Source organism: Pseudopedobacter beijingensis, assembly GCF_042678145.1.
GTDB classification, from domain to species: Bacteria; Bacteroidota; Bacteroidia; order Sphingobacteriales; family Sphingobacteriaceae; genus Pseudopedobacter; species Pseudopedobacter beijingensis.
Genome location: NZ_JBHUDG010000003.1, coordinates 694,460 through 720,844 on the forward strand (window position 1 = coordinate 694,460; position 26,385 = coordinate 720,844).

At 36.9% G+C, this 26,385-nt stretch carries 27 protein-coding genes; 15 read left to right on the forward strand and 12 right to left on the reverse strand.

What is annotated here, in order from left to right; translation table 11 throughout:
* Positions 1-110: 110 nt before the first annotated feature.
* The 7 genes from ACFSAH_RS04740 to cysQ all read left to right on the forward strand — a co-directional run bounded on the left by ACFSAH_RS04740 (position 111) and on the right by cysQ (position 10,290).
* Entirely contained in the window at positions 111-3,149 is a 3,039-nt protein-coding gene (locus tag ACFSAH_RS04740) for a SusC/RagA family TonB-linked outer membrane protein (RefSeq protein ID WP_379661553.1), read from the forward strand.
* Positions 3,150-3,180: 31 nt separating this feature from the next.
* Positions 3,181-4,749 (forward strand): RagB/SusD family nutrient uptake outer membrane protein, encoded by a 1,569-nt coding sequence (locus ACFSAH_RS04745; RefSeq protein ID WP_379661554.1) that lies wholly within the window; start codon positions 3,181-3,183, stop codon positions 4,747-4,749.
* 150 nt (positions 4,750-4,899) lie between these two features.
* Positions 4,900-6,249 (forward strand): aryl-sulfate sulfotransferase, encoded by a 1,350-nt coding sequence (locus tag ACFSAH_RS04750; RefSeq protein WP_379661555.1) that lies wholly within the window; start codon positions 4,900-4,902, stop codon positions 6,247-6,249.
* A complete protein-coding gene (chrA, locus tag ACFSAH_RS04755; protein WP_379661556.1) occupies positions 6,233-7,468 on the forward strand; it encodes a chromate efflux transporter in 1,236 nt (411 codons plus the stop codon). Before ACFSAH_RS04750 ends, chrA begins: the two co-directional genes overlap by 17 nt.
* Positions 7,465-8,496, forward strand: a complete 1,032-nt coding sequence (locus tag ACFSAH_RS04760; protein ID WP_379661557.1) for a sulfotransferase family protein — start codon at positions 7,465-7,467, stop codon at positions 8,494-8,496. The genes chrA and ACFSAH_RS04760 overlap by 4 nt, the downstream gene beginning before the upstream one ends.
* A gap of 61 nt (positions 8,497-8,557) precedes the next feature.
* Positions 8,558-9,529: a glycoside hydrolase family 16 protein gene (locus ACFSAH_RS04765; RefSeq protein WP_379661558.1), complete on the forward strand. Its 972-nt coding sequence runs from the start codon at positions 8,558-8,560 to the stop codon at positions 9,527-9,529.
* 2 nt (positions 9,530-9,531) lie between these two features.
* A complete protein-coding gene (cysQ, locus tag ACFSAH_RS04770; protein ID WP_379661559.1) occupies positions 9,532-10,290 on the forward strand; it encodes a 3'(2'),5'-bisphosphate nucleotidase CysQ in 759 nt (252 codons plus the stop codon).
* Between the two features lie 4 nt (positions 10,291-10,294).
* On the opposite strand, the gene cysC is transcribed toward cysQ, so the two are convergent.
* Positions 10,295-10,885, reverse strand: a complete 591-nt coding sequence (gene cysC, locus ACFSAH_RS04775; protein WP_379661560.1) for an adenylyl-sulfate kinase — start codon at positions 10,883-10,885, stop codon at positions 10,295-10,297.
* A 149-nt stretch (positions 10,886-11,034) separates the two neighbouring features.
* Between cysC and ACFSAH_RS04780 the strand changes: the two genes are divergently transcribed.
* A complete protein-coding gene (locus ACFSAH_RS04780) occupies positions 11,035-11,745 on the forward strand; it encodes a 16S rRNA (uracil(1498)-N(3))-methyltransferase (RefSeq protein ID WP_379661561.1) in 711 nt (236 codons plus the stop codon).
* Positions 11,715-12,398, forward strand: coding sequence for a DUF4159 domain-containing protein (locus tag ACFSAH_RS04785; RefSeq protein WP_379661562.1), 684 nt, complete (start codon positions 11,715-11,717; stop codon positions 12,396-12,398). The genes ACFSAH_RS04780 and ACFSAH_RS04785 overlap by 31 nt, the downstream gene beginning before the upstream one ends.
* Positions 12,399-12,441: 43 nt before the next feature.
* On the opposite strand, the gene ACFSAH_RS04790 is transcribed toward ACFSAH_RS04785, so the two are convergent.
* The 4 genes from ACFSAH_RS04790 to ACFSAH_RS04805 are packed head-to-tail and all read right to left on the reverse strand — an operon-like array spanning position 12,442 to position 15,045.
* Positions 12,442-13,101 carry a phosphatidylserine decarboxylase family protein gene (locus tag ACFSAH_RS04790; protein WP_379661563.1) on the reverse strand — a complete coding sequence of 220 codons (660 nt, stop codon included), beginning with the start codon at positions 13,099-13,101 and terminating at the stop codon, positions 12,442-12,444.
* 26 nt (positions 13,102-13,127) lie between these two features.
* A complete protein-coding gene (locus tag ACFSAH_RS04795) occupies positions 13,128-13,931 on the reverse strand; it encodes a phosphatidate cytidylyltransferase (protein ID WP_379661564.1) in 804 nt (267 codons plus the stop codon).
* Complete coding sequence (locus ACFSAH_RS04800) at positions 13,931-14,134, reverse strand: putative signal transducing protein (protein ID WP_379661565.1); 204 nt, start codon at positions 14,132-14,134, stop codon at positions 13,931-13,933. The genes ACFSAH_RS04795 and ACFSAH_RS04800 overlap by 1 nt, the downstream gene beginning before the upstream one ends.
* Positions 14,134-15,045 carry a CPBP family intramembrane glutamic endopeptidase gene (locus ACFSAH_RS04805; protein ID WP_379661566.1) on the reverse strand — a complete coding sequence of 304 codons (912 nt, stop codon included), beginning with the start codon at positions 15,043-15,045 and terminating at the stop codon, positions 14,134-14,136. The genes ACFSAH_RS04800 and ACFSAH_RS04805 overlap by 1 nt, the downstream gene beginning before the upstream one ends.
* A 51-nt stretch (positions 15,046-15,096) precedes the next feature.
* Here ACFSAH_RS04805 and dusB point away from each other — a divergent pair, with 51 nt between their 5' ends.
* Both dusB and apaG read left to right on the forward strand, forming a co-directional pair.
* Positions 15,097-16,089: a tRNA dihydrouridine synthase DusB gene (dusB, locus tag ACFSAH_RS04810; protein WP_379661567.1), complete on the forward strand. Its 993-nt coding sequence runs from the start codon at positions 15,097-15,099 to the stop codon at positions 16,087-16,089.
* Between the two features lie 55 nt (positions 16,090-16,144).
* Positions 16,145-16,531, forward strand: coding sequence for a Co2+/Mg2+ efflux protein ApaG (apaG, locus tag ACFSAH_RS04815; RefSeq protein WP_379661568.1), 387 nt, complete (start codon positions 16,145-16,147; stop codon positions 16,529-16,531).
* A 67-nt stretch (positions 16,532-16,598) separates the two neighbouring features.
* Here the strand turns inward: apaG and ACFSAH_RS04820 are convergent, their stop codons facing one another.
* From ACFSAH_RS04820 to ACFSAH_RS04835, 4 genes are all read right to left on the reverse strand, one after another.
* Complete coding sequence (locus ACFSAH_RS04820) at positions 16,599-17,339, reverse strand: LytR/AlgR family response regulator transcription factor (RefSeq protein WP_379661569.1); 741 nt, start codon at positions 17,337-17,339, stop codon at positions 16,599-16,601.
* Entirely contained in the window at positions 17,336-18,370 is a 1,035-nt protein-coding gene (locus tag ACFSAH_RS04825; RefSeq protein ID WP_379661570.1) for a sensor histidine kinase, read from the reverse strand. Before ACFSAH_RS04825 ends, ACFSAH_RS04820 begins: the two co-directional genes overlap by 4 nt.
* A gap of 85 nt (positions 18,371-18,455) precedes the next feature.
* On the reverse strand, positions 18,456-18,815 hold the full coding sequence (locus ACFSAH_RS04830; RefSeq protein WP_379661571.1) for a DUF4288 domain-containing protein: 360 nt from the start codon (positions 18,813-18,815) through the stop codon (positions 18,456-18,458).
* Between the two features lie 144 nt (positions 18,816-18,959).
* Complete coding sequence (locus ACFSAH_RS04835) at positions 18,960-19,724, reverse strand: LiaF transmembrane domain-containing protein (RefSeq protein ID WP_379661572.1); 765 nt, start codon at positions 19,722-19,724, stop codon at positions 18,960-18,962.
* Positions 19,725-19,905: 181 nt separating this feature from the next.
* Between ACFSAH_RS04835 and ACFSAH_RS04840 the strand changes: the two genes are divergently transcribed.
* Entirely contained in the window at positions 19,906-20,760 is an 855-nt protein-coding gene (locus tag ACFSAH_RS04840) for a CE1 family esterase (protein WP_379661573.1), read from the forward strand.
* A 108-nt stretch (positions 20,761-20,868) separates the two neighbouring features.
* Here ACFSAH_RS04840 and ACFSAH_RS04845 read toward each other — a convergent pair whose 3' ends face one another.
* The 3 genes from ACFSAH_RS04845 to ACFSAH_RS04855 form a co-directional block, all read right to left on the reverse strand.
* Positions 20,869-21,570 carry a response regulator transcription factor gene (locus ACFSAH_RS04845; protein WP_379661574.1) on the reverse strand — a complete coding sequence of 234 codons (702 nt, stop codon included), beginning with the start codon at positions 21,568-21,570 and terminating at the stop codon, positions 20,869-20,871.
* On the reverse strand, positions 21,563-23,443 hold the full coding sequence (locus ACFSAH_RS04850; RefSeq protein ID WP_379661575.1) for a sensor histidine kinase: 1,881 nt from the start codon (positions 23,441-23,443) through the stop codon (positions 21,563-21,565). Before ACFSAH_RS04850 ends, ACFSAH_RS04845 begins: the two co-directional genes overlap by 8 nt.
* Before the next feature lie 127 nt (positions 23,444-23,570).
* Positions 23,571-23,948, reverse strand: a complete 378-nt coding sequence (locus ACFSAH_RS04855; protein ID WP_379661576.1) for a DUF3127 domain-containing protein — start codon at positions 23,946-23,948, stop codon at positions 23,571-23,573.
* A gap of 67 nt (positions 23,949-24,015) precedes the next feature.
* Here ACFSAH_RS04855 and ACFSAH_RS04860 point away from each other — a divergent pair, with 67 nt between their 5' ends.
* From ACFSAH_RS04860 to ACFSAH_RS04870, 3 genes are read left to right on the forward strand one after another with little or no spacing between them, the layout of a single operon-like run.
* Positions 24,016-25,197, forward strand: a complete 1,182-nt coding sequence (locus ACFSAH_RS04860; RefSeq protein ID WP_379661577.1) for a THUMP domain-containing class I SAM-dependent RNA methyltransferase — start codon at positions 24,016-24,018, stop codon at positions 25,195-25,197.
* Positions 25,198-25,253: 56 nt separating this feature from the next.
* Positions 25,254-25,826 (forward strand): thiamine diphosphokinase, encoded by a 573-nt coding sequence (locus ACFSAH_RS04865; protein ID WP_379661578.1) that lies wholly within the window; start codon positions 25,254-25,256, stop codon positions 25,824-25,826.
* Complete coding sequence (locus ACFSAH_RS04870; protein ID WP_379661579.1) at positions 25,823-26,317, forward strand: GNAT family N-acetyltransferase; 495 nt, start codon at positions 25,823-25,825, stop codon at positions 26,315-26,317. The genes ACFSAH_RS04865 and ACFSAH_RS04870 overlap by 4 nt, the downstream gene beginning before the upstream one ends.
* The last annotated feature ends 68 nt before the right edge of the window (positions 26,318-26,385 follow it).

Sequence of the window (26,385 nt, forward strand, 5' to 3'; positions counted from 1 at the left end):
AAATCTGATCAAACCAATTATTTTTTATTCACTAACAGTTATAACAAACTATGGATTATATCTATACAGAAAGGCTTCGGCTTATTACAAGGATCATTATTTCATCTATTATGGTTCAGATATTTCTATCTCACCCCTTAAAAGCTGATGAAAATGCTATACTGAGACAAAAAGAAAAAATTACCGTATCTGGAATTGTTACTGCTAATGATGGCGAAATTTTACCAGGAGTAAGTGTGTTGGAAAAAGGAACTAAAAATGGTGTATTAACCTCCATAAATGGTCAGTACACATTAGCTGTAGATGAAAATTCCATACTGGTTTTCAGTATGATTGGCTTTAACACTCAGGAGGTAATTGTAAGCAAACAAACACGAATTAATATTCAGTTAAAACCTGGCATAACATCTCTTGATGAAATAATGGTGGTAGGTTATGGAAGCAAAAACAAAAGTACATTTACAGGATCTGCTGTAACATTAAATGCGGAAGACCTTAATAAATCTTCCCTTTCCGTTGCCAATCTTCTTCAGGGTCGCGCTGCAGGTGTACAAGTTAGCCAGAATAATGGAACTCCCGGAGCTTCATTATCTATAAGAATAAGAGGAACCAACTCCATTAATGCAGATAGCGAACCGCTCTATGTTATTGATGGTTTCCCTACGACCGATGGCGTAGGAGTTTCTCTTAGCCCGGAGGATGTGGCTTCTATTACAATCTTAAAAGATGCCGCTTCTACTTCTATATATGGAGCCAGAGGAGCTAATGGGGTGGTATTAATTACAACTAAAACTGGGGTAAACAAAGAAAGCCGATTAAACATACATAGTTATGCGGGTATTCAGAACGTAGTAGGTCGGTTTAACCTTATAGGTTCTTATGATAATGCTCTAAGATTGAATAAATTATCAGAACTCAATGGAGATTTACCTTCATATGGCCCTGGCCGACTAGATTCATTAAAAAAAGGGTTACTAGGTACCGATTGGCAGGACGAGGTTTTTCGCTCGGCATCCATCCAAAACCATGTACTTAGTTTTACAGGTGGAACCAGTAAAACCGGTGTATTTTCCAGCTTTGATTTTTTAAATCAAGACGGGATTGTTGTACACTCAAAATACAAACGAATTGGTGGAAGGGTAAACGTAGACCACAGCATTAATGATAAATTTAAAATGACCGCAAGAGTATTTGGAAACTATGGTATACAGAATGATCTACCTCTTGCTCCATCAACCATTAACGGTTTCCTAAAACAGGTATTACATGCCAATCCCTCTTCAACATTTGATTCTGGTGTTCCTCCGCAATTAGATGCTCAGAATCCTCTGCATTTTCTGGAAGCTGAAGACAGAGAAAACACCAATTACAGAACAAATGGTTATTTTTCATTAAAATATCAACCTATACAAAAGCTAACAATACAAGCAGATTTTGGTTCAGACATTACAAAAAGTAAAGCTTCTTACTTTGCTCCTTCAACTGTACCCAATGCAGTAGCTTCACATGGAATAGCCACGGTTGCCAATATAGGAGAGCAAGATCTTATTTTTAATCCTACAGTACATTATGAACTAAAAAAAGAAGAACATAATGCTAAATTTCTTGTTGGGTACAATTATCAAAACTACTTATATCAAGAGGAAGGTGTAACAGCCACTAATTTCAGTAGTGATGACCTCGGCTATAATAACCTTTCTACCGCTCAACAATTTACAGCCTATTCTGGTAAAACCAGTGTAAGAAGAAAAAGCTGGTTCGGTAGAGTTGACTATGATTACAAGAACAAATATATCTTTACAGGAACTTACCGTATTGATGGATCTTCCGTCTTCGGAAATAATCATAAACTAGGCTATTTCCCTTCCGCTGCTATTGCTTGGCAATTCAATCAAGAAGATTTTATTAAGAATTTGGGGCTGTTTTCGTCAGGTAAGTTGAGATTAAGCTACGGTATCACAGGCAACGACCGTATTCCTTCCGGAATTTCATCGGCAACTTATGCCAGTGACAACTCCACTAAATACACATTTGATGGTGTATCATCCGTAAGTGGAATCGCAACAACACGTATCTCAAATCCTGATCTTCGATGGGAACAAACCGAGGCATGGGATCTTGGTCTGGATGTTGGTTTATTAAAAAATCGTATTATTCTGGAAGCTGATTATTACAGCAAGATAACTAATGACTTATTACTAGATCGCAGTATTGCTCCTTCTACAGGTTTCGAAACACTCTTCGGAAACACAGGAAAAGTGGAAAACAAGGGTATCGAACTCTCTTTGCAGACCATAAATATTTCAAATAAACATCTCAAATGGAATACAACTATTTCCTATGCCTACAATCGTAATAAAGTATTGTCTTTAGGGGATAATAATTCTGATATATATGTAGGTTCATTTAAGCCTGACGGTTCTGCCAACTTTGAAAGTCCTTTTATTATTCGTGTTGGTGAACCACTAGGCGCTATATATGGATATGTATACGATGGAATTATTCAGGCAAATGATCCTGTTTTAACAACTACTCATCCTAATGCACAAGTGGGAGATCCAAAGTTTGTAAATTTAGTAGATGACAATATTTTAGATCCAGAAGACCGTATAGTGTTGGGAATTGGTTTACCCAAAGCTCTGATTGGTATTACCAATAATATAACCTATAAAAACTTTAATCTAGACCTTGTATTACAGGGGCAAACAGGCGGTAAATTACTGAATGTACAAAAGATAGATCTTCTAAATCCTATTTCGAGAGGGAACCAATTAGAAGATGTATTAACTGATGTATGGTCTCCAGAAAACACATCAGGGACTATTCCTGCCAGAAGTTTTTATGGTAATTCTCACGGAGGTTGGGTCAACTCTCACTTTGTGGAAAGCTCCGATTATCTGAGAATAAAAAATATAACACTAACATATAGCATACCTTCAAAACTCATTAAAACAATTGGAATAGCAGGATTTGATATATATGTTAATGCTCAAAACCTATATACATTCACCAAGTACTCGGGCCTTGATCCGGAAATAGGCAATCTGGTAAATAACTCACAACAAAATAAGAATGTTGCCCGGGGAATTGACTTTAATGCCTATCCGGTTAACAGGATGTATCTCTTGGGAGCTAAAGTGACTTTTTAAATTGGGATAAATCAAAAAGAACAGATAAGCAATGAAAAATATATATAAAATAACAATGGCAGCATCTCTCCTGGGTTTTTTAATTATGGAGGCTTGTGAAAAAGGATTACAGGAGGAAACCTATTCGGTATATGATGAAAATACCCTCACTAAGCCTGAAAATGGAGAACAAGCCGTTCGTGGGGTTTACGCAGCATTGAAAGATAATGGTGGTTTTGGTTATTATGCAGGCTACCTCTATTGGTTATATGAGTATCCGGCAGATGTAGTTACTACTGTACCTACCGCCAAACAGGGTGTACAATTAGATCAATTAACTTATGATGCATCCAATTCAACCATTAATGGTGTCTGGTCAAGTGTTTTCAGGATGATATCCCGGGCTAACGAGGCAGAATCTCTCATCAAAAAAATAAATTATGTTAGCAATGGCTCTACAGAACAAATAAAGAATCAGAATTTGGGCGAGGTAAGGTTTCTCAGGGCTTTAGCTTATTATGATGCAACTTCTCTTTGGGGAAATGTTCCTTTACTTATAAAGCCTTCTTCCCAGTTTACAAAAGAGGATGAAAACCCTGTATTATCTCCCAAAGCAGACATAGAAGCTGCAATGATTGATGATTTAACATTTGCCGAAGAAAACTTACCACTCACATATCCGCCAGCATCAGTGGCGAGAGCAACCAGCGGGGCGGCAAAAAGTTTATTAGTCAGATTGTACATGCGCCGGGGTGAATGGCAAAAAGCAGCAGATAAAGCCCTGGAGGTTATGGACAAAAACTACGACATCAGAACTCGCGCAGAAGGAGGAATTGTTTCGCTGTTTGATACCGGCAATCGTTCAGACAATGAATTTATTTTTGTACTAAAGTCATCTAATGAGCCTGGTTCATATAGCATTAACAGTAATAGCTTTGGTATCAACTCAACCCCATGGGATCTGAACAGGGGATGGGGAAACTTTCCGATAACCCTTCAGTTCTATTCTGTATTTAGCCAGAATGATGATAGAAGAAAACTATTAACCGGTATTTACAAAACACTTTATGGTCAGGTGGTTAGTGTTCCCAAAGAATATGGAGGAATAGGAGGATCTGCTCCAGATACTGTAATGGCTAAATATATCTATAACCTAAAATACCCACACGTTAACAACTATAATTACGCTGGCTTTAATAATGTAACCATTCTCAGATATGCAGATATCTTAATGATGCGGGCGGAGGCATTGAATGAACTTGACGGTCCCAACCAAGAAAGTATAGATCTTATTAACAAGATCAGAAATAGAAGCGGCTTAGACGATATCCATCTTGACGATTTCAACTCTAAATCAACATTAAGAGATCAAATATTTGACGAAAGAAATAAAGAGTTCTTCATGGAAGGACGCAGACGAGATGATCTGATTAGATGGGGACGCAGTGCATCTAATGGCAGCAACCCTTTACTTAAGTTTAAGGAAAAAGTAAAACCAGTATTAGCAGACCCATCAACCTATTCAGATAATGTTGATTATACTGTATATCCGTATCCGCAGAACGAATTACAAAGCAATATGTCTTTAGACGCAAGCATTAATAAAGGTCGGATAAAATAAGTAGACCCCTGAAAGATACTTAGATTATTGAGTATCTTTCAGGATAAATACCTTAATCAATTTATGAGCCGAATCAAAAGAAAAACCATCCTACTTGGGGCTATCCTATTTATGATTATAATAATTGCAATAGCTTTAAGGGAAAGCATAATGAACCTTATTAATCCTTTAAGGATAAAAAATGTGGACTTGATACATTTACCGGAAAATCGGCTTCGTTTTAAGTTCAGGGCAACAACAAACAGAGATTGTGATGCAGTCATAAAATACTGGACAGAAAACAGTAAAGACACCCTATACACTGATGTATCCAAAGGAACTTCCCACCATACATTATGGATTGTTAATACAACGGCTCCTACCAATTATAACTTCCAGATAATTGCATTCAACAATAAACAAAAAGCGTTGAGTAAAGAACGTTCGTTTAAAACCATGCCTATTTATCACGCCACCCCCTATTTTAATCTAGAATATATAGACAACGCTTTTAAAAAAGAAATCAATAACAAATTTTTTCTTACACAAATATTAACGGAACCCGGCTCAGCAGTCATAATAGATGACTTCGGAAATATTGTATGGTATGAAGCCTTTAAGAAAGGGGTTAAAGTATCTCACTGGACAACTGAAAAAACAGTGCTTTGTATTCTTGGTGCCGAAAAAATCCCTTCATCAGGAGGTGATGAAATCATAGAAATAGACCTTTCGGGAAAAGTTAAAAATCATTTACAGGTTGGAAAAGGGGATATGGACAAAATGGTACACCATGAAGTACGAAAAGATGAACAGGGAAATATTTATGCGATAACATTTGACGAGAAAATTTTTGATCTTTCTTCTATAGGGGGAAGCAAACAGGATACTGTTCACGGTGACGGAATTGTGGTATTTAATAAGGATGGGCATAAGATATGGGAATGGTCTATGTTAGATCATCTAGATCCTTTGTCTGATCCCGAGATAATGAAACGTAAAAAAGACTGGGTGCATGCCAACTCTGTATTCAAACAGAAAGATGGCAACTTTCTTTTATCCTTCCGTGATCTAAACCAGATTTGGAATATAGATTATAAGACAGGACGTGTTATATGGAAGTTCGGAGATAAAGGCAATTTTGAATTTGCTCCATCAGATCACTTTAGCTCGCAACATTCCGCTCACATTACTCAAAATAATGAGCTTATGATTCTCGATAACGGAACAAAGAATGGCATCACACGAGCATTGGCTTTTCAACTGGATACCACAAATCAAAAAGCCTATACTAAGTTAAAGATTTCTTTACCACGCGAATACTATACAACAGTGAAAGGGAATGTGTCTCTTTTTAATATTGATAAGGTTTTATTCTGTGTAACCGATCCAAGAGCATTATTTGTAACCGATATGAAAGGACGTATCCTATGGAAAATACAAGTTGATGGAGACCCTTACCGAGTAGAGGAAATACATAATTTTTTATATCCAAAACCAGATTTTGATGCAAGCCGTAATTAATGAAAAACAGAATGTAAAGAAGGTAAGCCTCTCCTATCTTTTCTTTACTTTTTTTAAAATAGGTTTAGTCTCTTTTGGCGGACACATGGCTTTAATAACTGTAGTACAACGTGAAATGGTGGACAAAGATGAAATTATAGATAATCATCTCATTTTAGATGCGGTAGGTTTAGCCAGTTTACTTCCTGGTCCATTAGCTGTTAATGTAGTAACCTATATTGGCTATTTTTTGAAAGGGTCAAGAGGTGCTGCAGTTAGCATGTTTGCCATTTTGTTACCTGCTTGTATGTTAATGCTGGTTTTATCTTGTGTATATTTTACTTATGCTTATAACGTACAAGCGAAGTACCTGATGTATTTTGTGAGTGGTACAGTTGCCGCTATTGTTATTTCTACCGGTATAAATCTATTTAAAAAAGAAGTTTCTGGGAATGCACTCAAAATAATATTATGCATTATAGCCATTATTACTCAGCTTTTATTAAAGAGTTATTTGGTTACTATTGGTTTGATTATTTTAGGAGGAATAGCAGGGATACTTCTAAAAATAAATGGAACTAAACACCCCGTTGCCCATCATGAAACCCTAAAAAACAATTTTAAACTAAGCCTGAAATGGCAATCAGTAACCATGTTGGTTCTCTTACTGGTTTGTGAATTGTCATTCATAAGCAATTCTGTCCGGCTACTGGATAATATTTATCTAAAAATTGGAGTTGTTTTTTCGGGGATCAGCCTTTCATTATTTGGAGGTGGTTACGTTATGATACCTATTATGCAATCTCTATTCGTTAGTGAATTACAATGGCTTAACCCACAAGAATTTATTGATGCAATAGCCTTCAGTCAAATAACTCCCGGCCCTATTCTTGTAAGTGCAACATTTATTGGGTACAAGCTTGCCGGCATTACAGGTGCACTTTTAGCAACCCTGGCCATATTTATTCCATCAGCTATATTAATGATTATAGTTTCAAGTGTGTTTCTGAAGAATAAAGAGCAACATACTTTACAAAATATGTTGGGAGGAATTAAAGCTGTAGTCATTGGTTTAATTATTACTTCTGGATTCAATATTTTACAACAAATCGATACAGATCTTATTCTAATAACAATAACGTTAATATCCTTCATTCTAAGCTATCGATATAAAATAAGTCCCGTTTATCTCATCCTTGCCTCAATTGTATTGGGAGCGATAACAAAAATATCACTATGAACATAAAACAAGCCTCAGGAATACAAATTATAGGAACCCAACGGTCTGGGTCTAATTTATTAAGAGTGATATTAGACCAATCCCCCGACATTGCATCGCCGCATCCACCTCATATCCTTACTACATTTGTCCCACTACTACCATTATATGGTTCATTGAATGCTCAATCATACCGCAATCTGATTAGTAATGTGGTAGATTTTGTAAATGCAAATCCTGTTCCATGGGAAGGAGTACTTCTAGATAAAGATACTTTGTTTACACAATCAGAAACATTTAGTCTTTTTGAATTAAATAAGCTGATATACTTACAAGCCGCCATAATAAAAAATGCAAAATATTGGTGTTGTAAAAGCATGGGTAATGTATATTATGCTGAGGACCTTGAGAAAGTTGAACCAAACTTAAAATACATTTATTTATATCGTGATGGGCGTGACGTGGCCGCATCATTTAAAAAAGCTATAGTAGGCGAAAAGCATATATATTTTTTAGCCAAACAATGGCATGAAGATCAGGAAGCATGTCTGACATTGATGGAAAATATCGAAAAAGACAACCTCTTTGCTCTAAATTATGAAACCCTTATTACAGATCCAGAGGACACAGTGAAACAACTTTGCGATTTTCTCGAAATCTCTTATACCAACGAGATGTTACAATTTTATACATCCAACACCTCTAAAATTACAGCCGCAGCAGGAGCCATGTGGTCAAATTTGGAAAAACCTATCATGAGTAATAATACCAAAAAGTTTATCAACGAGTTTAACGATACCGATCTTCAGATTTTTGAGTTAGTTGCTGGTGAAACACTAGAGAGGCTCGGCTATCCATTACTTACAAAAAGGCAGAATAATGAATTGATCTCAACACATGCAATAGAACAATATGATCAGGAAAACAAAGTCATGAAAAAGGATATATTGCTAAAAACCGACAGGAAGGATCTAGAAAAACGAGAGCCTCAATCCATAATATTAAAAATGCTGAAAGAGAAACTCAACACATACGATATAACCTCATAAAGATCTGATGTAAAATCACTGACCCTTTATGAGGGTTTATACCTAACAAATAAAAAACAACATGAAAACAACCTATATAAAGTGGTTTATTATTATTTGCATTATAATTGTAAGCTGTAAAAAAACCAAAAATACAGATCCCTCAGAAATCCCAGAACCTCCCCAACAAAATGAGGAGGGAATTGATGGAGATCCTGATATTGGGGATCTTTCTATTCCTGGAACTTTTTTCGATAAATTCGAGGGGTCTTTAGATGATTCGAAATGGGAAAAACTCAATCAGGTTTGGGGTCAACCAGATAATCCCTTATACCAACATGGAGGGGTAATCAAAGAAAACGTATATACACAATCGGGGTCTGCAGTAATGAGAGCTTTAGGTGACAGGTATTCAGGCCCCTTACGGGGAGCAGGTGGCCAAAGCAAACGTTTAGGAGGCGTAATAAAATCAAAACAACGATTTGCTTCTGGAAAATATGAAATAAAAATGCGTGTTTTGCAAGCTCCGGACATGGGGGTGCTCTCTGCTGCCTGGACATTCTGGTACAAAGAAATAACCTCGGCAACTAATCCTGTTGCTTATCAAAAAGCACTCACGGCCGGTAATATTGCCTCCAATGGCAAAATCACTCTAAACCATGAAATAGATATTGAGGTAAAAGGACAAAATCTTGCAAACCCCATTTTCACAAATTGGATTGGCGAAAAGACAGGAGAATATGACAGTCAACCGTTTAAACTCAACAAAGGGTTAAATGATGGAGCCTATCATATTTATAGGTGGGACTGGCACACCGGCGGAAATGGAGAAACAGCTCGGGTTGAATACTACATAGACAATCAATTGATACGTACCAGTACAATTAAAGTCCCCTATATTGCTTCCTATATTTATATAGGGAACTGGTTTGCATGGTGGGCAGGTAATGATACAGGAACATACAAAGCGCCAGATTTTGATACAAAAGAGATGTATGTAGACTGGATTAAATTTACTCCTTTCAATGAACCCAACGATGACTTTCTTGAATAAACATGATAAAGATTAATATAACCGAACTTTTAGAAATAGCTAAAGAAGCTGGTAAAGGAATTTTAGATATCTATAACAAACCGCTAGAGGAATTAGAAATTTCATTAAAAGCGGACTCTTCTCCGTTGACTATAGCAGACAAAATATCACATGATATTATTGTAAATGGCTTGGAAAAATTATTTCCTTTTATTCCTATCCTATCTGAGGAAGGAAAAGATATTCCATACGATACTAGAAAAAATTGGGAATATTATTGGTGTATAGACCCTTTAGATGGAACCAAGGAATTTATTAATAAAAATGGCGAATTTACAGTCAACATAGCCCTAATACACAACAACATCCCTGTTTTAGGAATTATTTACCTCCCTGTTGTTAATACAATATACTATGGTTCTTCAGAAACAGGCAGTTGGAAAATATCTAAAGAAAAGCCCGAGCGATTAGAAGCAGATATACACGCTACAGAATGGATATCTATAGGTAGCCGTTCTCATGCATCTACAGAAGAAGCGGGACTATTATCAAAATACCCAGTAGTCAGATCCGTATCAGCCGGAAGCTCTCTTAAATTTTGTATGATCGCTGAAGGCAAGGCTCATATCTATTATCGTCATGGACCAACCATGGAATGGGATACGGCCGCCGGACATGCCATTGCCATAAACAGCGGAGCTAATGTAACTCACTTAGATGGCAGTGAATTTACATACAATAAACCCTCTTTACTTAACCAGAGTTTCTTATGTAAAATATAAATTTTTATTTTTTATGTGGACTAATGATAGGAAGAATAGCATGATATAATAACCTTGTACTTTCATCAGGAGTCTGAACAGATGTAGACAGCACTAAACTCGGTTTTATTACAGGCTCAAATGCAGAACTAATTCCCGTAAAATTGGGAATTTCTTTATTTCTTGCTTTTTTATACAGGCCTTTAACATCTCTTTGTTCACATATATTTAAAGGACAGTCTACATATACCTCAAAATAATCCTGGGTCAAAATACGGTTCGCTATATTTCTATGTTCTTGCAAAGGAGTTATCAATGAACATATAACAACAACATTATGATCTGCTAATATTTTTGCGACTTCTGCTGTACGTCTAATATTTTCCGAACGATCAGTACGACTAAAGGACAAGTCTTGATTCATCCCTGAGCGCAATTTATCTCCGTCAAGCAACACCGAAAAAAAACCATTGGAGCGCAGTCTTTCTTCCAACAATAACGAAATAGTGCTTTTTCCCGCTCCTGACAAACCTAACAACCAGACAACAATACCTTTTTGGTTTAAAATTGGTTTATTTAAGTCAAAAACAGCAGAAATAGGGCTTTTATCTCCCATAATGTAGTCTCTTTTATTATTCAAGATAACAACTCTCAGTGAAAAAAACTATTAAAAAGCTTGAAAATAAATCTTATTTTTCAGGATTTACCCTATCAATCATAATGCTATTTTATTGTTTTGTACCTTTGTTTCTTTAGTTATAACACATGCATATCTTTTATACCCCGGATTTAACCATTTCTGAACAATCATATCAACTGAACGAAGAGGAAAGTAAACATTGTTCCAGGGTACTGAGATTAAAAAAAGGTGACAGAATAAATCTGGTTAATGGATCTGGAGGATTTTTTCTTGCAGAAATTACAGATGACAATCCCAAAAAGACAGCGTTATCTATTATCAGTAAAGAAGATGGGTTTAAAAAATCGGATCATTATTTACATATAGCCGTTGCCCCAACTAAAAACATTGATCGGATAGAATGGTTTTTAGAAAAAGCTACCGAAATAGGCATACAGGAAATAAGTCCTATTATATGTGAACGTTCTGAAAGAAAAGATGTTAAAGTTGACAGATTGGAGAAGATTATGGTTTCTGCCATGAAACAATCATTAAAAGCTTATCTCCCCAAGCTAAATAAAGCATTACCATTCAAAGATTTTATTAAACAAAACGCATCTGCAGAACATAAATTCATAGCTCATTGCCTTCCTAACCAAAAAGAGGAACTGGCAAATAACTTCAAAAAAAACAGTCATTATCTTATATTAATAGGTCCGGAAGGAGACTTTTCAGAAAAAGAAATAGAAATAGCTTTGGAAAATGGATTTCTTCCGATAACTTTAGGCGAGAGCAGGTTACGTACAGAAACCGCCGCATTACAAGCATGTTTCGAAGTCAACTACTTAAATCGTTAGCAAGGTATATTTTTACGGCAGGGGCTACAATTCTGTTTTTTGCGGCTGTCCCACCCTCTACTTTCAAGATTGCTAAATTAAAGTACAACGGAGGAGGAGACTGGTATTCTAACCGGACAGCTCTTCCTAACCTAATAGCCTTTTTTAATAAGCATACGGGAGCCAATATAAACCCACAAGAAGGTGTTGTAGAAGTAGGCAGCTCTGAATTGTTCAGCTATCCTTTTATTTACCTAACGGGCCACGGTAATGTTCAGTTTTCTGATACAGAAGCTAAAAACCTCAGAAAATATTTACTTGCAGGCGGTTTTCTACATATAGACGACAATTACGGTTTGGATAAATTTATTCGACCGCAAATGAAAAAGGTTTTCCCAGAACTGGAATTTCAGGAACTTCCTCTTTCTCACCCTATATATAACCAAATATTCAAGTTCCCAAATGGTGTTCCCAAAATTCATGAACACGATAATAAACGACCTCAGGGTTTCGGTCTAATTTATGAGGGACGTCTGGTTTGCTTTTATACTTATGAAAGCGACTTAGGCAACGGATGGGAAGACCTCGGCACTTATAAAGAAGACACTCAGGAAACACGAGAAAAGGCATTAAAAATGGGCTCTAATCTTTTACAGTTTGTGTTCTCTAATTAACCCCTGTTTTCTCTCAGACTAAATCGAACATTTTATTCTTTCCTTATTTCAAAGTAGCAATTCGTGTAATGCCGCCTTTTACAACCTGCCCCAACTCTACATGAATGTCGGTGCCAACGGGCAGAAAAAGATCAACCCTTGACCCAAACTTAATAAAGCCAAATTCTTTAGTTTGTTCGGCTTGTTCTCCCTCTTTAACATACCAAACAATACGTCTGGCCAAAGCTCCTGCAATTTGTCTGAATAAAACCTGAGCACCATTTTTATGCTCAACTACAGTAGTGGTACGCTCATTATCTGTAGACGATTTAGGATCCCAGGCAACAAGGTATTTACCTGGATGGTATTTAAAATATTTAATAATACCGCTTATAGGATAACGGTTTACGTGTACATTTATAGGTGACATAAATACAGATACTTGTATCCTTCTGTCTTTCAGATATTCTGTTTCTTCGGTTTCCTCTATAACTACAACTTTACCATCTGCCGGACACATAATGTCATATTCGCCCTTAATCCAATTACGGCTCGGATGCCTGAAGAACTGTAATACAATTACAAACAGAAAGAAAGAGACAATGTACCACAGCCATACTAACCAGGTAAGATCTGGTACATAATAATGAATAACGGCATTGGTAACAAAAATAAAAAGTACCGTAAGTGCAATGGAAGTATATCCTTCTTTATGTATAGTCATTGTCGTAAATAATTTAAGCGAAAATACTAATAAGTAATCAAATATAAGTACACGAAAACAATTGGTGCGCTAATCAACAAGCCATCAAAACGGTCCAATACCCCTCCATGCCCCGGAAGCAGGCTCCCCGAGTCTTTAACATTAATGCTACGCTTAAACATAGACTCTACCAAATCTGCCAGCGTACCCAAACAAGAGATAATTAAAGACATTGTTAACCAGTTTATTAAACTGTATTCTGTAAAATAAAGCGACACAATATAAGCTGTAAAAGCACTGGTTGATATTCCCCCAATAAAACCTTCCCACGATTTTTTAGGCGAATGCCGCTCAAACAACTTATTCCTGCCAAGCTTAACGCCAAATAAATAAGCTCCTGTATCGCTGGTCCAAAGCAAAAGAAAAAAACCCAGGGCCAGATGATAATTATAGCTGCCATCAATAAAAGCAATAGCATAATAACAAACAAAGGGCAGTACCGTATAAATAATGCCTAAAAAAGTATAGGCTATATTGGAGAAAGGGTTATCAGATTTCCGGTAAAGTTCCCAAATAAAAACCAAAGCTATCAGAGGAATTAACAACAAAGCATATTTAGCATCTACGTCCTGAAACCGCCCATATGCATAAAATCCAAATACAAACGCTCCGATTAAAAAGCCAGCTAGTCTGTTTACAGCAACCCCTGTATTTTTGCTTAATCCAAAAAACTCGTTCAAACACAAAAGGCTCAGCAAAATATAAAATCCGGTAAAAACATAGGCCCCGCTAAATAGCGACACAAGCATAACTATGATAAATACGAAACCGGTAATAGCGCGGGTTTTCATTAAAGTTCGTTTTGAATAATAATTTCTATAGCCTTATCAAAATTCTGAGGATGAATATATACCTCTACTGTTCCAATCTTATAAGAAGAATCCTGCTTATTCATCAGCACAGCATCAATTCCATTCTCGGTAAGTACCTGTCTCACCATTTCAGACCGGATAAACTCATTCGATGTATAAATTTTAATCCACGAAGAGCTCATCAATCTTGTTTCCTGCTTTTTTGATAAAACCTAAGCAACAAAACTAAGGTAAAAATAGCACTTAAGCCATAAGCATAAACGGGAAAAGTATCCGTTTTATCCAGCTCATCAATACTTTTACCCTGTTGCTGTAATATAAAAGCAGCAACTACGGCCGCCCCATTATTCACCAAATGGCCAATGATGGGATACCACAGGCTTTTTCCCCATACCAGCAAATACCCAAATAAAGCGCCTAAAAACATTCTTGGAAAAAAACCAAAGAACTGTAAGTGAATAGCACTGAAAAGAATTGCGGTAACCCATATAGCAACATGGTGATTTTTAAACCAGCTGGAGAAAATATTTTGCAAAGCTCCCCGAAACAAAAGCTCCTCTCCTATAGCCGGTAACAAAGCTATCATCAAAAAGTTAATAGTAAAGTCGGCAAAAGAAGGCATTACCAAAAGCTGTTTTGTTAATAACTCAGCTTCTTGCTCTTTCATTTTCATCCAACTCTCCAACCCTTTCAACGATTCCGGGAACACCATTTTAGCATTAACAGCCGACATCCACTCTATTAACGGAAGCGCACAAAACATACAAAGTATGCTCAATACCGCCAGATTTGGAAAAACCTCTCCGTCCAGTTTATAATAACGCTCAAAATGGTATCCTCTTTTTTTAGAAAAAAGGTATGGTCCCATTATAAATATTCCTGTTGAACTAAATATTTGCAGTATTCTTAAAAACCCCACATTAATAGACAAAGCTTGCTGGTCAAGCAAAAGATCGGTAGAAAAAGAATTCATACCCATAAACACAAACATGCCCAGGAAAGAAAAAGCAAACCCTGAAAGTACACAAAACAAGATCAGGTACAACAGTTCATAGATAGGGTGACGATATTGTACTAACTGATGATCATCCATAACGACAAGTTTTTTGTAATTTTGCGTTGAATATAATCAATTGGTTGAAAAATGGCTGTAAAAATTGGAAATATTGATTTAGGTGAATTTCCCTTACTTCTTGCCCCTATGGAAGATGTGAGCGACCCCCCGTTCCGCTATGTATGCAAACAAAGTGGTGTAGACCTTATGTACACCGAGTTTGTTTCTTCGGAAGGGTTGATACGTGATGCCGCAAAAAGCCGTCAGAAACTTGATGTTTTTGAATATGAGCGCCCAATTGGAATACAAATATTTGGCAGCGACATTGATCACATGCGTGAAGCGACAGAAATAGCCAGCCAGGCAGGGCCAGACCTTATTGATATTAATTACGGCTGTCCGGTTAAAAATGTAGCCTGTCGAGGCGCAGGATCTGCCCTATTGCAAGACATCGATAAAATGGTATCTATGACAGCAGCAGTAGTAAAAGCAACCCATTTACCTGTTACTGTTAAGACAAGGTTGGGTTGGGACGACAACACTAAAAACATTTATGAGGTAGCAGAAAGGTTACAGGATGTGGGCATACAGGCGCTTTCTATTCATGGCAGAACCAGAGCCCAGATGTATAAAGGTGAGGCCGACTGGACTCTTATTAAAGAGGTAAAGAAAAACCCGCGAATAAAGATTCCCGTTTTTGGAAACGGTGATGTTGATTCGCCCGTTAAGGCTGCTAACTGGCGATTGGAATACGAGGTGGATGGCATTATGATTGGCCGAGCCGCTATTGGTTACCCATGGATTTTTAGAGAAGTAAAACACTTTTTTAAAACGGGGCAGTTTCTGGAAGGCCCAACCATAGACGAACGTGTAGATATTTGCCATACCCATCTGATTAAATCTGTAGAATGGAAAGGCCCTAAAACAGGTATTTTTGAAATGAGAAGACATTATGCCAATTATTTTAAAGGAATACCCAACTTTAAAGAATACAGAATGAAGCTGGTAGGTCTGGATAATATGGCTGCTATTGAAGATGTTTTAAATGATATTCGAAACAAATTTGATACAGTTCTGGTGTAATTTTTGATTTACAGATATTTATCTATAATTTTCAATGAACAAAAATTTATAAGATATGGTAGCACAAATAACCGACGGAGTAAAAGTTTCTGTTGAAACAACCTACCAACCTGAATATTCCAATCCCTCTAATGAGCATTTTATGTTTGCTTACCGGATTCAGATTGAGAATTTAAGTGGCTATGCTGTTCAGTTGATGCGCAGGCACTGGCATATTTTTGATTCTAACGGAAACCGCAGAGAAGTAGAAGGCGAAGGAGTAGTAGGGTTACAACCTGTTATAGAACCAGGACAAACACATGAATACGTGTCAGGATGTAATCTGCAAACAGATATGGGAACGATGCATGGCAGCTACGAAATGAAACGTCTGGTAGATGGAGAGTCTATCCATGTTAACATTCCCCGGTTTGATTTGATAGCTCCGTTTAAACTAAACTAATTCGGGGGAAAATCCCTTTTAAAAAACAGGTTTATAGGGGTGGGTTATATCCTGATTTATTTTAGGACTACATCCCTAGCGCTGCCTTGAGACTTCCGAAACGGCTTTTGCTCACGGGTATCTTAACCCCGGACTTCAAAATCAGTACATGACTATCTTTTTCATACGCCTCTATCTTGGTGATCTCATTAATTTTAACAATGTAAGACCGGTGTACTCGTATAAACTCAGTAGCATTTAAAGAGTTTTCGAAAAAAGTCATTGTTTTATTCTTTAGAAAACACCCTTCCTGCGTATATATATTGACATAATCGTCATCAGATTCCAGATAAATAATATCATAAACAGGTATAATTTTGATCTTATTTCCGGTTTTAATAACTACCCTTTCTGTTTGCTGAGGCAAAAATGTGGTATCGGTCTGTTTCAATCTATCTACCGTATTATCCTGTGCTTCCTGCAATAATTTATCCATCGCTTTATCAAACCTTTGCTGATTAAAAGGCTTCAACAGATAATCTACCGCATTAGCCTCAAAAGCCTTGATGGCAAACTCATCAAAAGCAGTGGTAAATATAATCTGCGGGGTGTGTTCAGTTTCTAAAAGCTCCAACATTTCAAATCCCGTAATTTTAGGCATTTGTATGTCTAAGAAAACCACATCAGGCTTATGCTCTTTAATTGCTTTTAACCCATCAAAACCATTACCGCACTCCGCTAAAAGCCTAATATCATTATATTTTTGCAGATATTCCCTGATAATATCCCTTGCTAATGGTTCATCATCTATAATTAAAGCTGTTCTCATACTTGCGGAATATTAAGAGTGGTTATAAACAAATTATCCTGATAAGCGGTTTTTACAAGTCCCGACTGGTTATACAATAGCCAAAGCCTTCTTTTAACACTTTCCAATCCAAAGCCTGTTCCTTTTTGCGGATAGGCAGTTTCCGGATCAAATGGGTTACTTACACTAATTATTACACTGTCATTTACTCTTTTACACCTGATGCCTATAGTTACCTTATCCAAAGTGTCATACAACCCAAATTTAATGGCGTTTTCTACAATAGGTTGCAAAATCATACTGGGCACCCAGATATCATCTCCAATATCCTCGCAAACAATATCCGTAACCAACCTGTTTCCAAAGCGTACTTTCTCTATTTCAAGGTATAACTTAAGATGTTCTATCTCTGTCAGCAGAGCCGAAGGTTTATTGTCTTTTTTAATAGTACCTCTTAAAAACTCAGATAGCTGATATACCATTTTACGAGCTTCCTCTGGTTTAGTTACTGTTAGCGCGCTTATAGAGTTGAGACTGTTAAATAAAAAATGGGGTTGTAGCTTATCTCTTAACGAAGCGAGTTCTGCTTCTTTATTCATTCTGTCCGCTTCAATTTTTATACGCTCGGCCTCATTACGGTCCTGCTGCCTGTACCAAAGTACACTGATTACGGCCATCCATCCAATCAGGAGCAAGGTAAAGGCAAAACGAATAGGCATAGAAGCTGCTAAAAAAGACTGATACATAGCTAACTCTGGAGCAAGAGCCGGCAGTACCCATTTCATAATACCCACACATAACAAAGACAAAGCAAAACAGCAAACAGTGACATACGTATAGCTATCCTTATCCGGTTGGTAAAAGGCCAAAATATTGGAAATAAGACAACCAGCCAGACTAATAAGCAACAGGCTAAACAAGCTATCCTTTAGCGCCAGCTCTAGTGGTATGCCTAAAGAATATAACGTATGGACATGTATAGCCAGCCATATTAACCATAAAATGGAAAAAACTTTTCTGAAATAGAGTTTAAGAAAAGGGAAAGTTACCACTACTTTGCTGCTATATTATATATTGTACAATTAATTACAAGTTTCTTTCTTCATCAAGCGAACAGATCTGGCACAGATGGACAAACTAAACAGTCTTTACGTCAGCTAAGAACAATCTGTTCTTTAGAAAATCTGCCTTTTGTTTTACCAGTTCCAGATAATTTTCCTGACTATCCGTTTCATTAATGACAGACTGTATCTCGAGCCCGTTTTCTATTTGACCAATAACTTTCAGTTCTGTTACAGCCACAAACTCCCAATTTATGGTTTTTCCGGATTCAGTGGTTAATTTATCCTGATTCATCAAAGCCACCTGGTGTGCCATTTCAAAGGCTTGTTCTCTATTTATTGCTCTAAGCAAGCGTACCTGTTCATCGTATTGGCAGCTAATAGATTCTTCATCTACTATCTGATAAATAATTTTTGCAGTAAACCAGTTCATCATTATATCTATTAAAAATATTAAGAAGCTATTTTAATTTTAAGAGGCTAAATAACGTTAATGCAGTAACTTTCAAAAGTTGTTTTATCCGTTACCCTTACAGGAATATATCCTACCAAAACCGGCAACAGTTACTCAATCCGGTGTTTAACTAATGGAAATAATTTCTATTCCACCAAAAATGGAAATCCCTTTTATTACCAGCATTTTATCGGTATCCATATCAGCTCTATTTCTATAAATCCGTTTGTCTTCCACTCCCCCAAAAATTGCCGACATTTCCGTTATTATCTCCCAATGTTCAGGAACATATAGTTTTGTTCCGCCAAAAACCTGGACCACCTCCAGTTCCACACGTCCCTGTATATCTGCCTGTCCAAGATTTATTTCTGCGCCTCCCATAATACACACAACTTCCCCTCCTTTAAATGTTTTTGAAATAACATGTTTCCTTATACTTCCAAATACACTAACGGACTCTATAACATCCTCTCCAGAATTTTTTTTTTGATAATAAAACTCATCCTGCCCTTCTTTAAATTCTCTGAATTTCTTTTTCCATCTTTCTTTTCTGGGGTTGCACTTAGGGCGTTTACTAAAAATAACCCAGACACCCATTAAAATAAGAGCTACAGGCAATACATATTGCCCTATAGATAAAGCGGGATCTATTTTATTTACCAGAAACACCCCACCTATTAAGGTTAATAAAAACCAGGCACCATGTTTAAACCCATGTTTAACTCCTGTAATTAACCCGAGCATAATCAGTCCCATGGGCCAGCTTAACACCCAATCAGCAACAAAATATCCTATTTGCTCCATTAACAACACCACACCCGCAGCCGATATAACCAGGCCAAAAGCAACTTTCCCCGATCTGTTTGAATATTGTTTTTGCATCTTTTCCATATTCCTAATTGTATATTACAAAAGTATATCGCTATGGGTAAAAAGCACAGAACATTTAGTGATATAGCCGCTATTTCTCGGTAAAGCAATGGTTTTTATCGGTAAAACACCCTTTTAGGATAAAGTAGTTGTGTTGAATGATGAAAGAGTGGAACTATGAGGAATAAATAATAAACTATGAATGATGAACAATGAAGGGAAACGATTATTAAACTTTTCCCTTTCAAATCAATCCAAGGAGAAAAACACCATGTTAAGATTACTTTTAGTTACTTTTCTGCTCCCCTGCATTACCGCTATAGGGCAAACCACGAAGGTTTATAATGTGAACGGGCAATTGCGTAAGGCTATTATTTATGCTCCTTCTGTTTCTTCTCAATCACAAAATCTCCCTGTGGTATTTATATTCCATGGACATGGTGGCAATGCAGACTTTGTGAGTCGGAAAATAGATATTCAAAATCATTATAAAGAAGCGTTGATTATTTTTATGGAAGGCATACCCGGCAGAAAGTCTAAACTAGACCCGCAAGGGAAACTAAATGGATGGCAGATTTTACCAAACACTTTAGAAAACAGAGATATTGATTTCTTCGATATTGTTTTTGAGGATATTCATACAAATTATGCTATTGACAACAACCGAATTTATGCGGTGGGACACTCTAATGGTGCCCGATTTGCCAATGTGCTCTGGAAAGAACGCGGAAACCTGTTAGCAGCAATATGCTCTGCTTCGGCACAAGGAGGCTTAATGATTACCGGACTAAACCCTATTTCTGTTTGGATGTACATGGGAAAGGAAGACAATACCGTTCCTTTTGAAAACCAGGAAAAGTCAATAGCTATTGTGATGAAAAATCTCGGAATAGACGGCAAATCAGGAGTAAAGAATGCTGATATGGAGTTTTTTTATGGAAAACAGGATACCGAGCTGATCGTTCAGAAAAGTAATAGCGGACACGAGTTTCCTAAGCAGTCTATTCCTGAAATTGTAGCTTTTTTCAAAAGGAATAAGAAATCAGTTTCTGAATGAACGAACGAGGCTATGAATAAAAAAGGATGAACTTTAAACGATTAATAATGAACTAAGAATTCGATAAATAAACATTTGTAAACGATGAACTATAAACTGTGGATAAGCCTAACTGCTTACCAGTAACTTATATCCTTTACCGTGAACGTTAATAATTTCCACTTTAGGATCCTCTCTCAGGTACTTTCTAAGCTTACTCAAAAAAACATCCATACTACGGCCGTTAAAATAATTATCATCATGCCAAATTTGTAAAAGAGCTTCTTCACGAGTAAGCACATCATTCATTTTCAGACATAAAAGCCTTAACAACTCCGCCTCTTTTGTACTCAGTTTCTGTTGCTCTTCTCCCCTGCTGATTACCTGACTTTGGTAATCAAAAACATACTCACCTATATTGAATGTTTTGGCTTTTTCTTCTTGCGAACTTTCCTGATTGGTTACCCTTTTAAGGAGTGCATTAATTCTTAATAACAATTCTTCAATCCTAAAGGGTTTGGTAATGTAATCATCGCCACCCAAACCAAAAGCCTCTGCTTTATCTTCCAGCATCCCTTTTGCTGTTGCAAATATAATGGGTATGGTACTATTAATTTTGCGGATATCTTTACCTAACGAAAGTCCATCTTTTTTAGGCATCATCACATCCAGTATACAAATATCAAAATCTTTAGATGTAAACGCCTTTAACCCTTCATCACCATCTGTACAAAGTGTTACCTCAAACTTACCTTTCAATGAAAGATAGTCTTCTAAAATGGCTCCCAGGTTGGGGTCATCTTCTACCAATAATACCCTTTTTTTATTCATATTTATATGATACAAATCTCAACTCAAACTCAGAACCTATATCTTTTTCGCTTTTTACACTAACAGATCCGCCCATTTTCTTAACCATCATACTCACATAGTTTAGGCCCAAACCAAATCCCTTAACATCATGTACGTTTCCTTTTGGCACTCTGTAAAACTGATCAAATATTCTGCTTTGCTGTTCGCGGGTCATCCCCATTCCTTTATCAGCAACCGTAACAATCAACTCTTTCCCTTTACTAATGGTACTAATGGTAATTTCGGGAGTAACCCCTCCGTATTTATTTGCATTATCAATCAAATTATAAATTACGTTAGACAAATGCAATTCATCTCCCATAATTACAGGAGAAGCGGCGTCTAAATGCATAGCTACCTTCGCATTGTTTTTTTGCAATTGCAAACTCATACTGTCTGTTACCGCGCTAATCAGGTCGTGAATATTTACCGGTGAGTTATCAATCGTAAAATCATCTCGCTCTAATTTAGCAATATTCAACACCCTTTCTATATGATCTCCTAATCGTACGTTTTCATCATAAATTATCCCTGCTAATCTGTTTACGCGCTTCTGGTCTTCATTAACTTCCGGGTCTTTCAAAGCCTCACTAGCTATCATTATAGTTGCTACAGGGGTTTTAAACTCATGGGTCATATTGTTGATGAAGTCTGTCTTCATCTCCGACATTTTTTTCTGCCTGATAATAGAGAAAATAGTATAAGCGAAACATCCCAGCAAAATCAACAACAATGCTCCTGAAGATGCCAGCACGGTAGTCATATTACTAATAATCAGGTTTTTTTTATCTGGAAAACTTACCGTTAGAATCCCGCCATCCCTTACCATATCTCTAGGAAAAAGGACTATCTTATAAACATTGTTATCTGCTATCACTTCCTCCTCACTCATGTTATTAGCAAAAATGAGTTGATTAGAGTTGGACTCTACAGTATAATTAAATTTCATAAATATACCGTTATTGGCCAGTTCGAGCAGCAATAGCGAATCTATTACTTTTTTATTAATACGCTTATCTAAAGGTATATTTACGTTCTGGTACTCAGAAGCGATATCATCAAAAATATCACGCTTATTTTTCAGGCTTTCTAAAGAATCCAAATAAAGCTTAACCTGTCTGGCGTTCTGTTTTTGCAATAACTCGCCTTTATTTACCTCGGCTAACTGTTTGGGTGATACGGCCGAAAGGTAATTGGGTTTTCCTATTGTTTTTACAATGGGTCCTAAAGCCGGATCTACTACAACGTATTGTTTGATAGAATCTATTACCACCTTACCCAATACAGAGGCCTTCTTTTGTAACTGATTAGCTTGTTTTAAATTTGAAGAATAAGTTTCTTTAACCACCTGTCTGTAACCAAACTCATCCGTAACCTCTTCAAAATCAAACTTTACACCTCCAAAATTCCCTTCTTCAATATCTGTTTTTATAGGCCCATTATAAACCAAGATATTAGGGTACCTGTTTCTCAGCAGACTATCTCTAAGTCTGAACAAGCTATCTGATTTAGCCTGGTCTGCCTTTAGTTTTCTGATGAAAGCAATGGAAGGGTCTTCATTAAATTTTTTGATATTGTTCTTACGCTCGTCTCTGGCTAGTCGTAGTTTTTCTGCAAGTCTTTTCTCTTCTACCTCTTTTTGTCGCTTTTCTACCCTTTTAGCCAAAAATTCAGCTGCTTCGCCTTTTTCTAATTTGATAGAAACATTTTTGAGGGCATCGTTTACAGATTGGTCAAACAACTGCGATTTAAGCACATAAGATTCCTTTATAAAGTAGTATTGCATAGCTATTACCCCTAGCATCGCAAAACTCATTAATCCTATTATAAAACTTATGCTTTTCCGCTTCATACCCAATCAAATATACTTAAGAAAGGAGCCTTTGTTAATGGGTTTAACATAATTTAACACAGAAAAAGCGGTCACCTTTGGGATCGGTGCCGCTTTCTATCGCATTGTAATCAGAAAATAGGCTAATTTAGAACGGTAGGTCGTCATCTTCTCCTGGCGCCGCGCTGATATCTACCGGAGGCGCATATTGAGGAGCAGCTGCAGACATTCCTGCATCACCACCAGTTAACACATTTACTTTCCAAACCTGTAATGTATTAAAGTAGTTTTTTCTACCTGTTTTAGGGTCTGACCAAGGTCGGCCTTTTAAATTGAAGAAAACCTCTACATCATCTCCAACTTTTAGAGGGTCCATTAATGAACAACGATCTTGAATAGCTTCAAACTTTACATATTCTGGATATTGAGGGTTTTCTGCTATCTCAACTATGAGTTCTCTTTTTCTAAATGATTCGGTTACGCTCATGGTATCCGAAACTTCGTGAACTTTTCCTTTTACATCCATTTCCTAAAGGGTATTTAAAAATCAAAGCCCAAATCTCTATATTTTTATCGTTAATTTGCATATTCTTATGACGCAAGTTTTCAACACTCCATCAAAGGTTATCATAACCTGTAATAAAAGATTGTCTCCTTATTTGGAAAATGAGGTAAAAAATCTAGGCTTTAAACCTGCCCGAGTTTTTTCTACGGGAGTAGAACTTAAAGCCAGCATAAATGAATGTATTAAGCTGAATCTCAATATACGATGCGCTAGTCAGGTACTTTACAGCATAGCCTCTTTCAGGGCAGAAAACGGAGATGAGCTATATGAAAAAGCACAGGCTATTGAATGGGAAAAACTTATAGACTTTGCAGGTTATTTTTCCGTAACTTCTAATGTGGATAACCCAACAATTACCACTCCGCTTTACGCAAATCTGAAAATAAAGGATGCAATTGCCGACAGAATTAAGACTGCACACAAGATCAGACCTAATTCGGGACCGGATTATTCTAAAACAGTTATACACCTTTTCTGGAAAGACGACCGGGCAGAATTATTCTTAGATACATCTGGCGAAACTCTAGCAAAACACGGTTACCGGAAAATCCCCGGTAAAGCTCCTATGCTTGAGGCTTTGGCATCCGGAACAGTATATGCATCTAAATGGGACAGAAAATCACCTTTTGTAAATCCCATGTGCGGATCTGGAACGATAGCTATTGAAGCGGCTTTAATTGCCACCAACCGCGCACCAGGGCTTTTTCGTATGAACTATGGTTTTATGCATATTATGGGATATGATGAGCAAGTTTTTTTTACCGAAAGAAGATTGCTTAAAGACCAGATTATTAAAAATGCAGATGTAAAGATTATTGCTTCTGATATTTCTGAAGAAGCCGTTGAAATTAGCCGCAGAAATGCAAAAACCGCAGGAGTAGACGGACTGATAGATTTTGAGGTTGGCGATTTTGCTGATACCACTATCCCTGAAGGAAACGGAACCATCATGTTTAACCCCGAATACGGCGAACGTTTGGGAGTACATTCCAAACTGGAAGCCACTTACAAGAGAATGGGCGACTTTATGAAACAGGCATGCAAAGGATACTCAGGATATATTTTCACCGGAAACCCTGATCTTGCGAAGAAAATAGGATTAAAACCCGCTCGCAGAATAGAGTTTTACAACGGAAAATTAGATTGCAGATTGTTAGAATATGAATTATATGAAGGCACCAGACGTATAGAAAAGCCTCAGGAGGAATAGTTCTACACCCTAATCTTTGGGTTATTTTTTATTTTGGATTTAATTGTTGACAAAAAATGTCATCTCATCATATCATTAGAGAAAAACAGGAACCGGCTTTGCTTATTGCAGATATAAACAGGTTTGATCCTGAATATCTGGGTCAGTTACTGGAATGGTCCCCCACTGTGATGGTGCTCCAAAAAGAAGTGGAAAAAGTAGCCTCTTTAGGTATCAAGATTGATGTTATAATCACTCAAAATACTTTTACTGAAGAGATTCAGGAACATACACGATTGGTGTTTTGTGAAAGAAAAATCGAACTAGAAGCCGCTCTTGATTTTTTACAGCGTGAGCAATATCACGCTGTAAACATTATTATCAATGAGTTTGATTTCGTTCTTTTCTCCAAATACATTAATGCCATAGATATTGTACAGTTAAATGAGCAGGAACGTTGTTTTACAGCAAAGCCCGGCTTTAGTAAATGGAAGCCTGCAGGCGAAAAAGTAAGAATAGCATCTTTAGCGAGTCATCTATCTGTAGAGGGCCTTTCGTTAATTTCAGAAAACCTATACCAAACTACAAAAGATGGACTGTACAAACTTTATTTTGATAATGACCTGATATGGATAGCCGAAAATCTATGATAGAGATAAATCCAATCACAGAATATGACTTAAAAACAATAGCTGGGCTCGCTCACAAAATCTGGTGGCCCACTTACAGCTCCTTTGTTCCTCTGTTACAGATAGAAACCATGCTTGCCGAGTTTTACAATCCAGAAGCATTAAAAAGCCAGATTGCTCAGGGCCACACCTTTTTGCTCATCAAAGAAAATGGAGTTCCTTTCGGCTTTACCAGCTATTCGCCAACAGAAGATCCCTCAATTGTTAAAATACATAAGCTCTATGTAGATCCGGATTTTCAGGGAAAGGGTGCCGGACGCTTGTTTATTGAAAAGGTTGCACAAATTGCCTTAGAAAAAGGAGCACAACAACTGGAGCTTATGGTAAATCGTCATAATCCGGCAGTTTCTTTTTATAAAAAAATGGGATTCCAAATTTTTAAACCTGTAGATACACCCTATCATCAATTCGTTTTAGAAGATTTTATGATGAGAAAACCCTTGTATCACTGACATTTTTTCTGTTTTTAAACTGTAAAAAAACCACCTTTTGTCAGCTACTTAACAGTAACATTAAATAA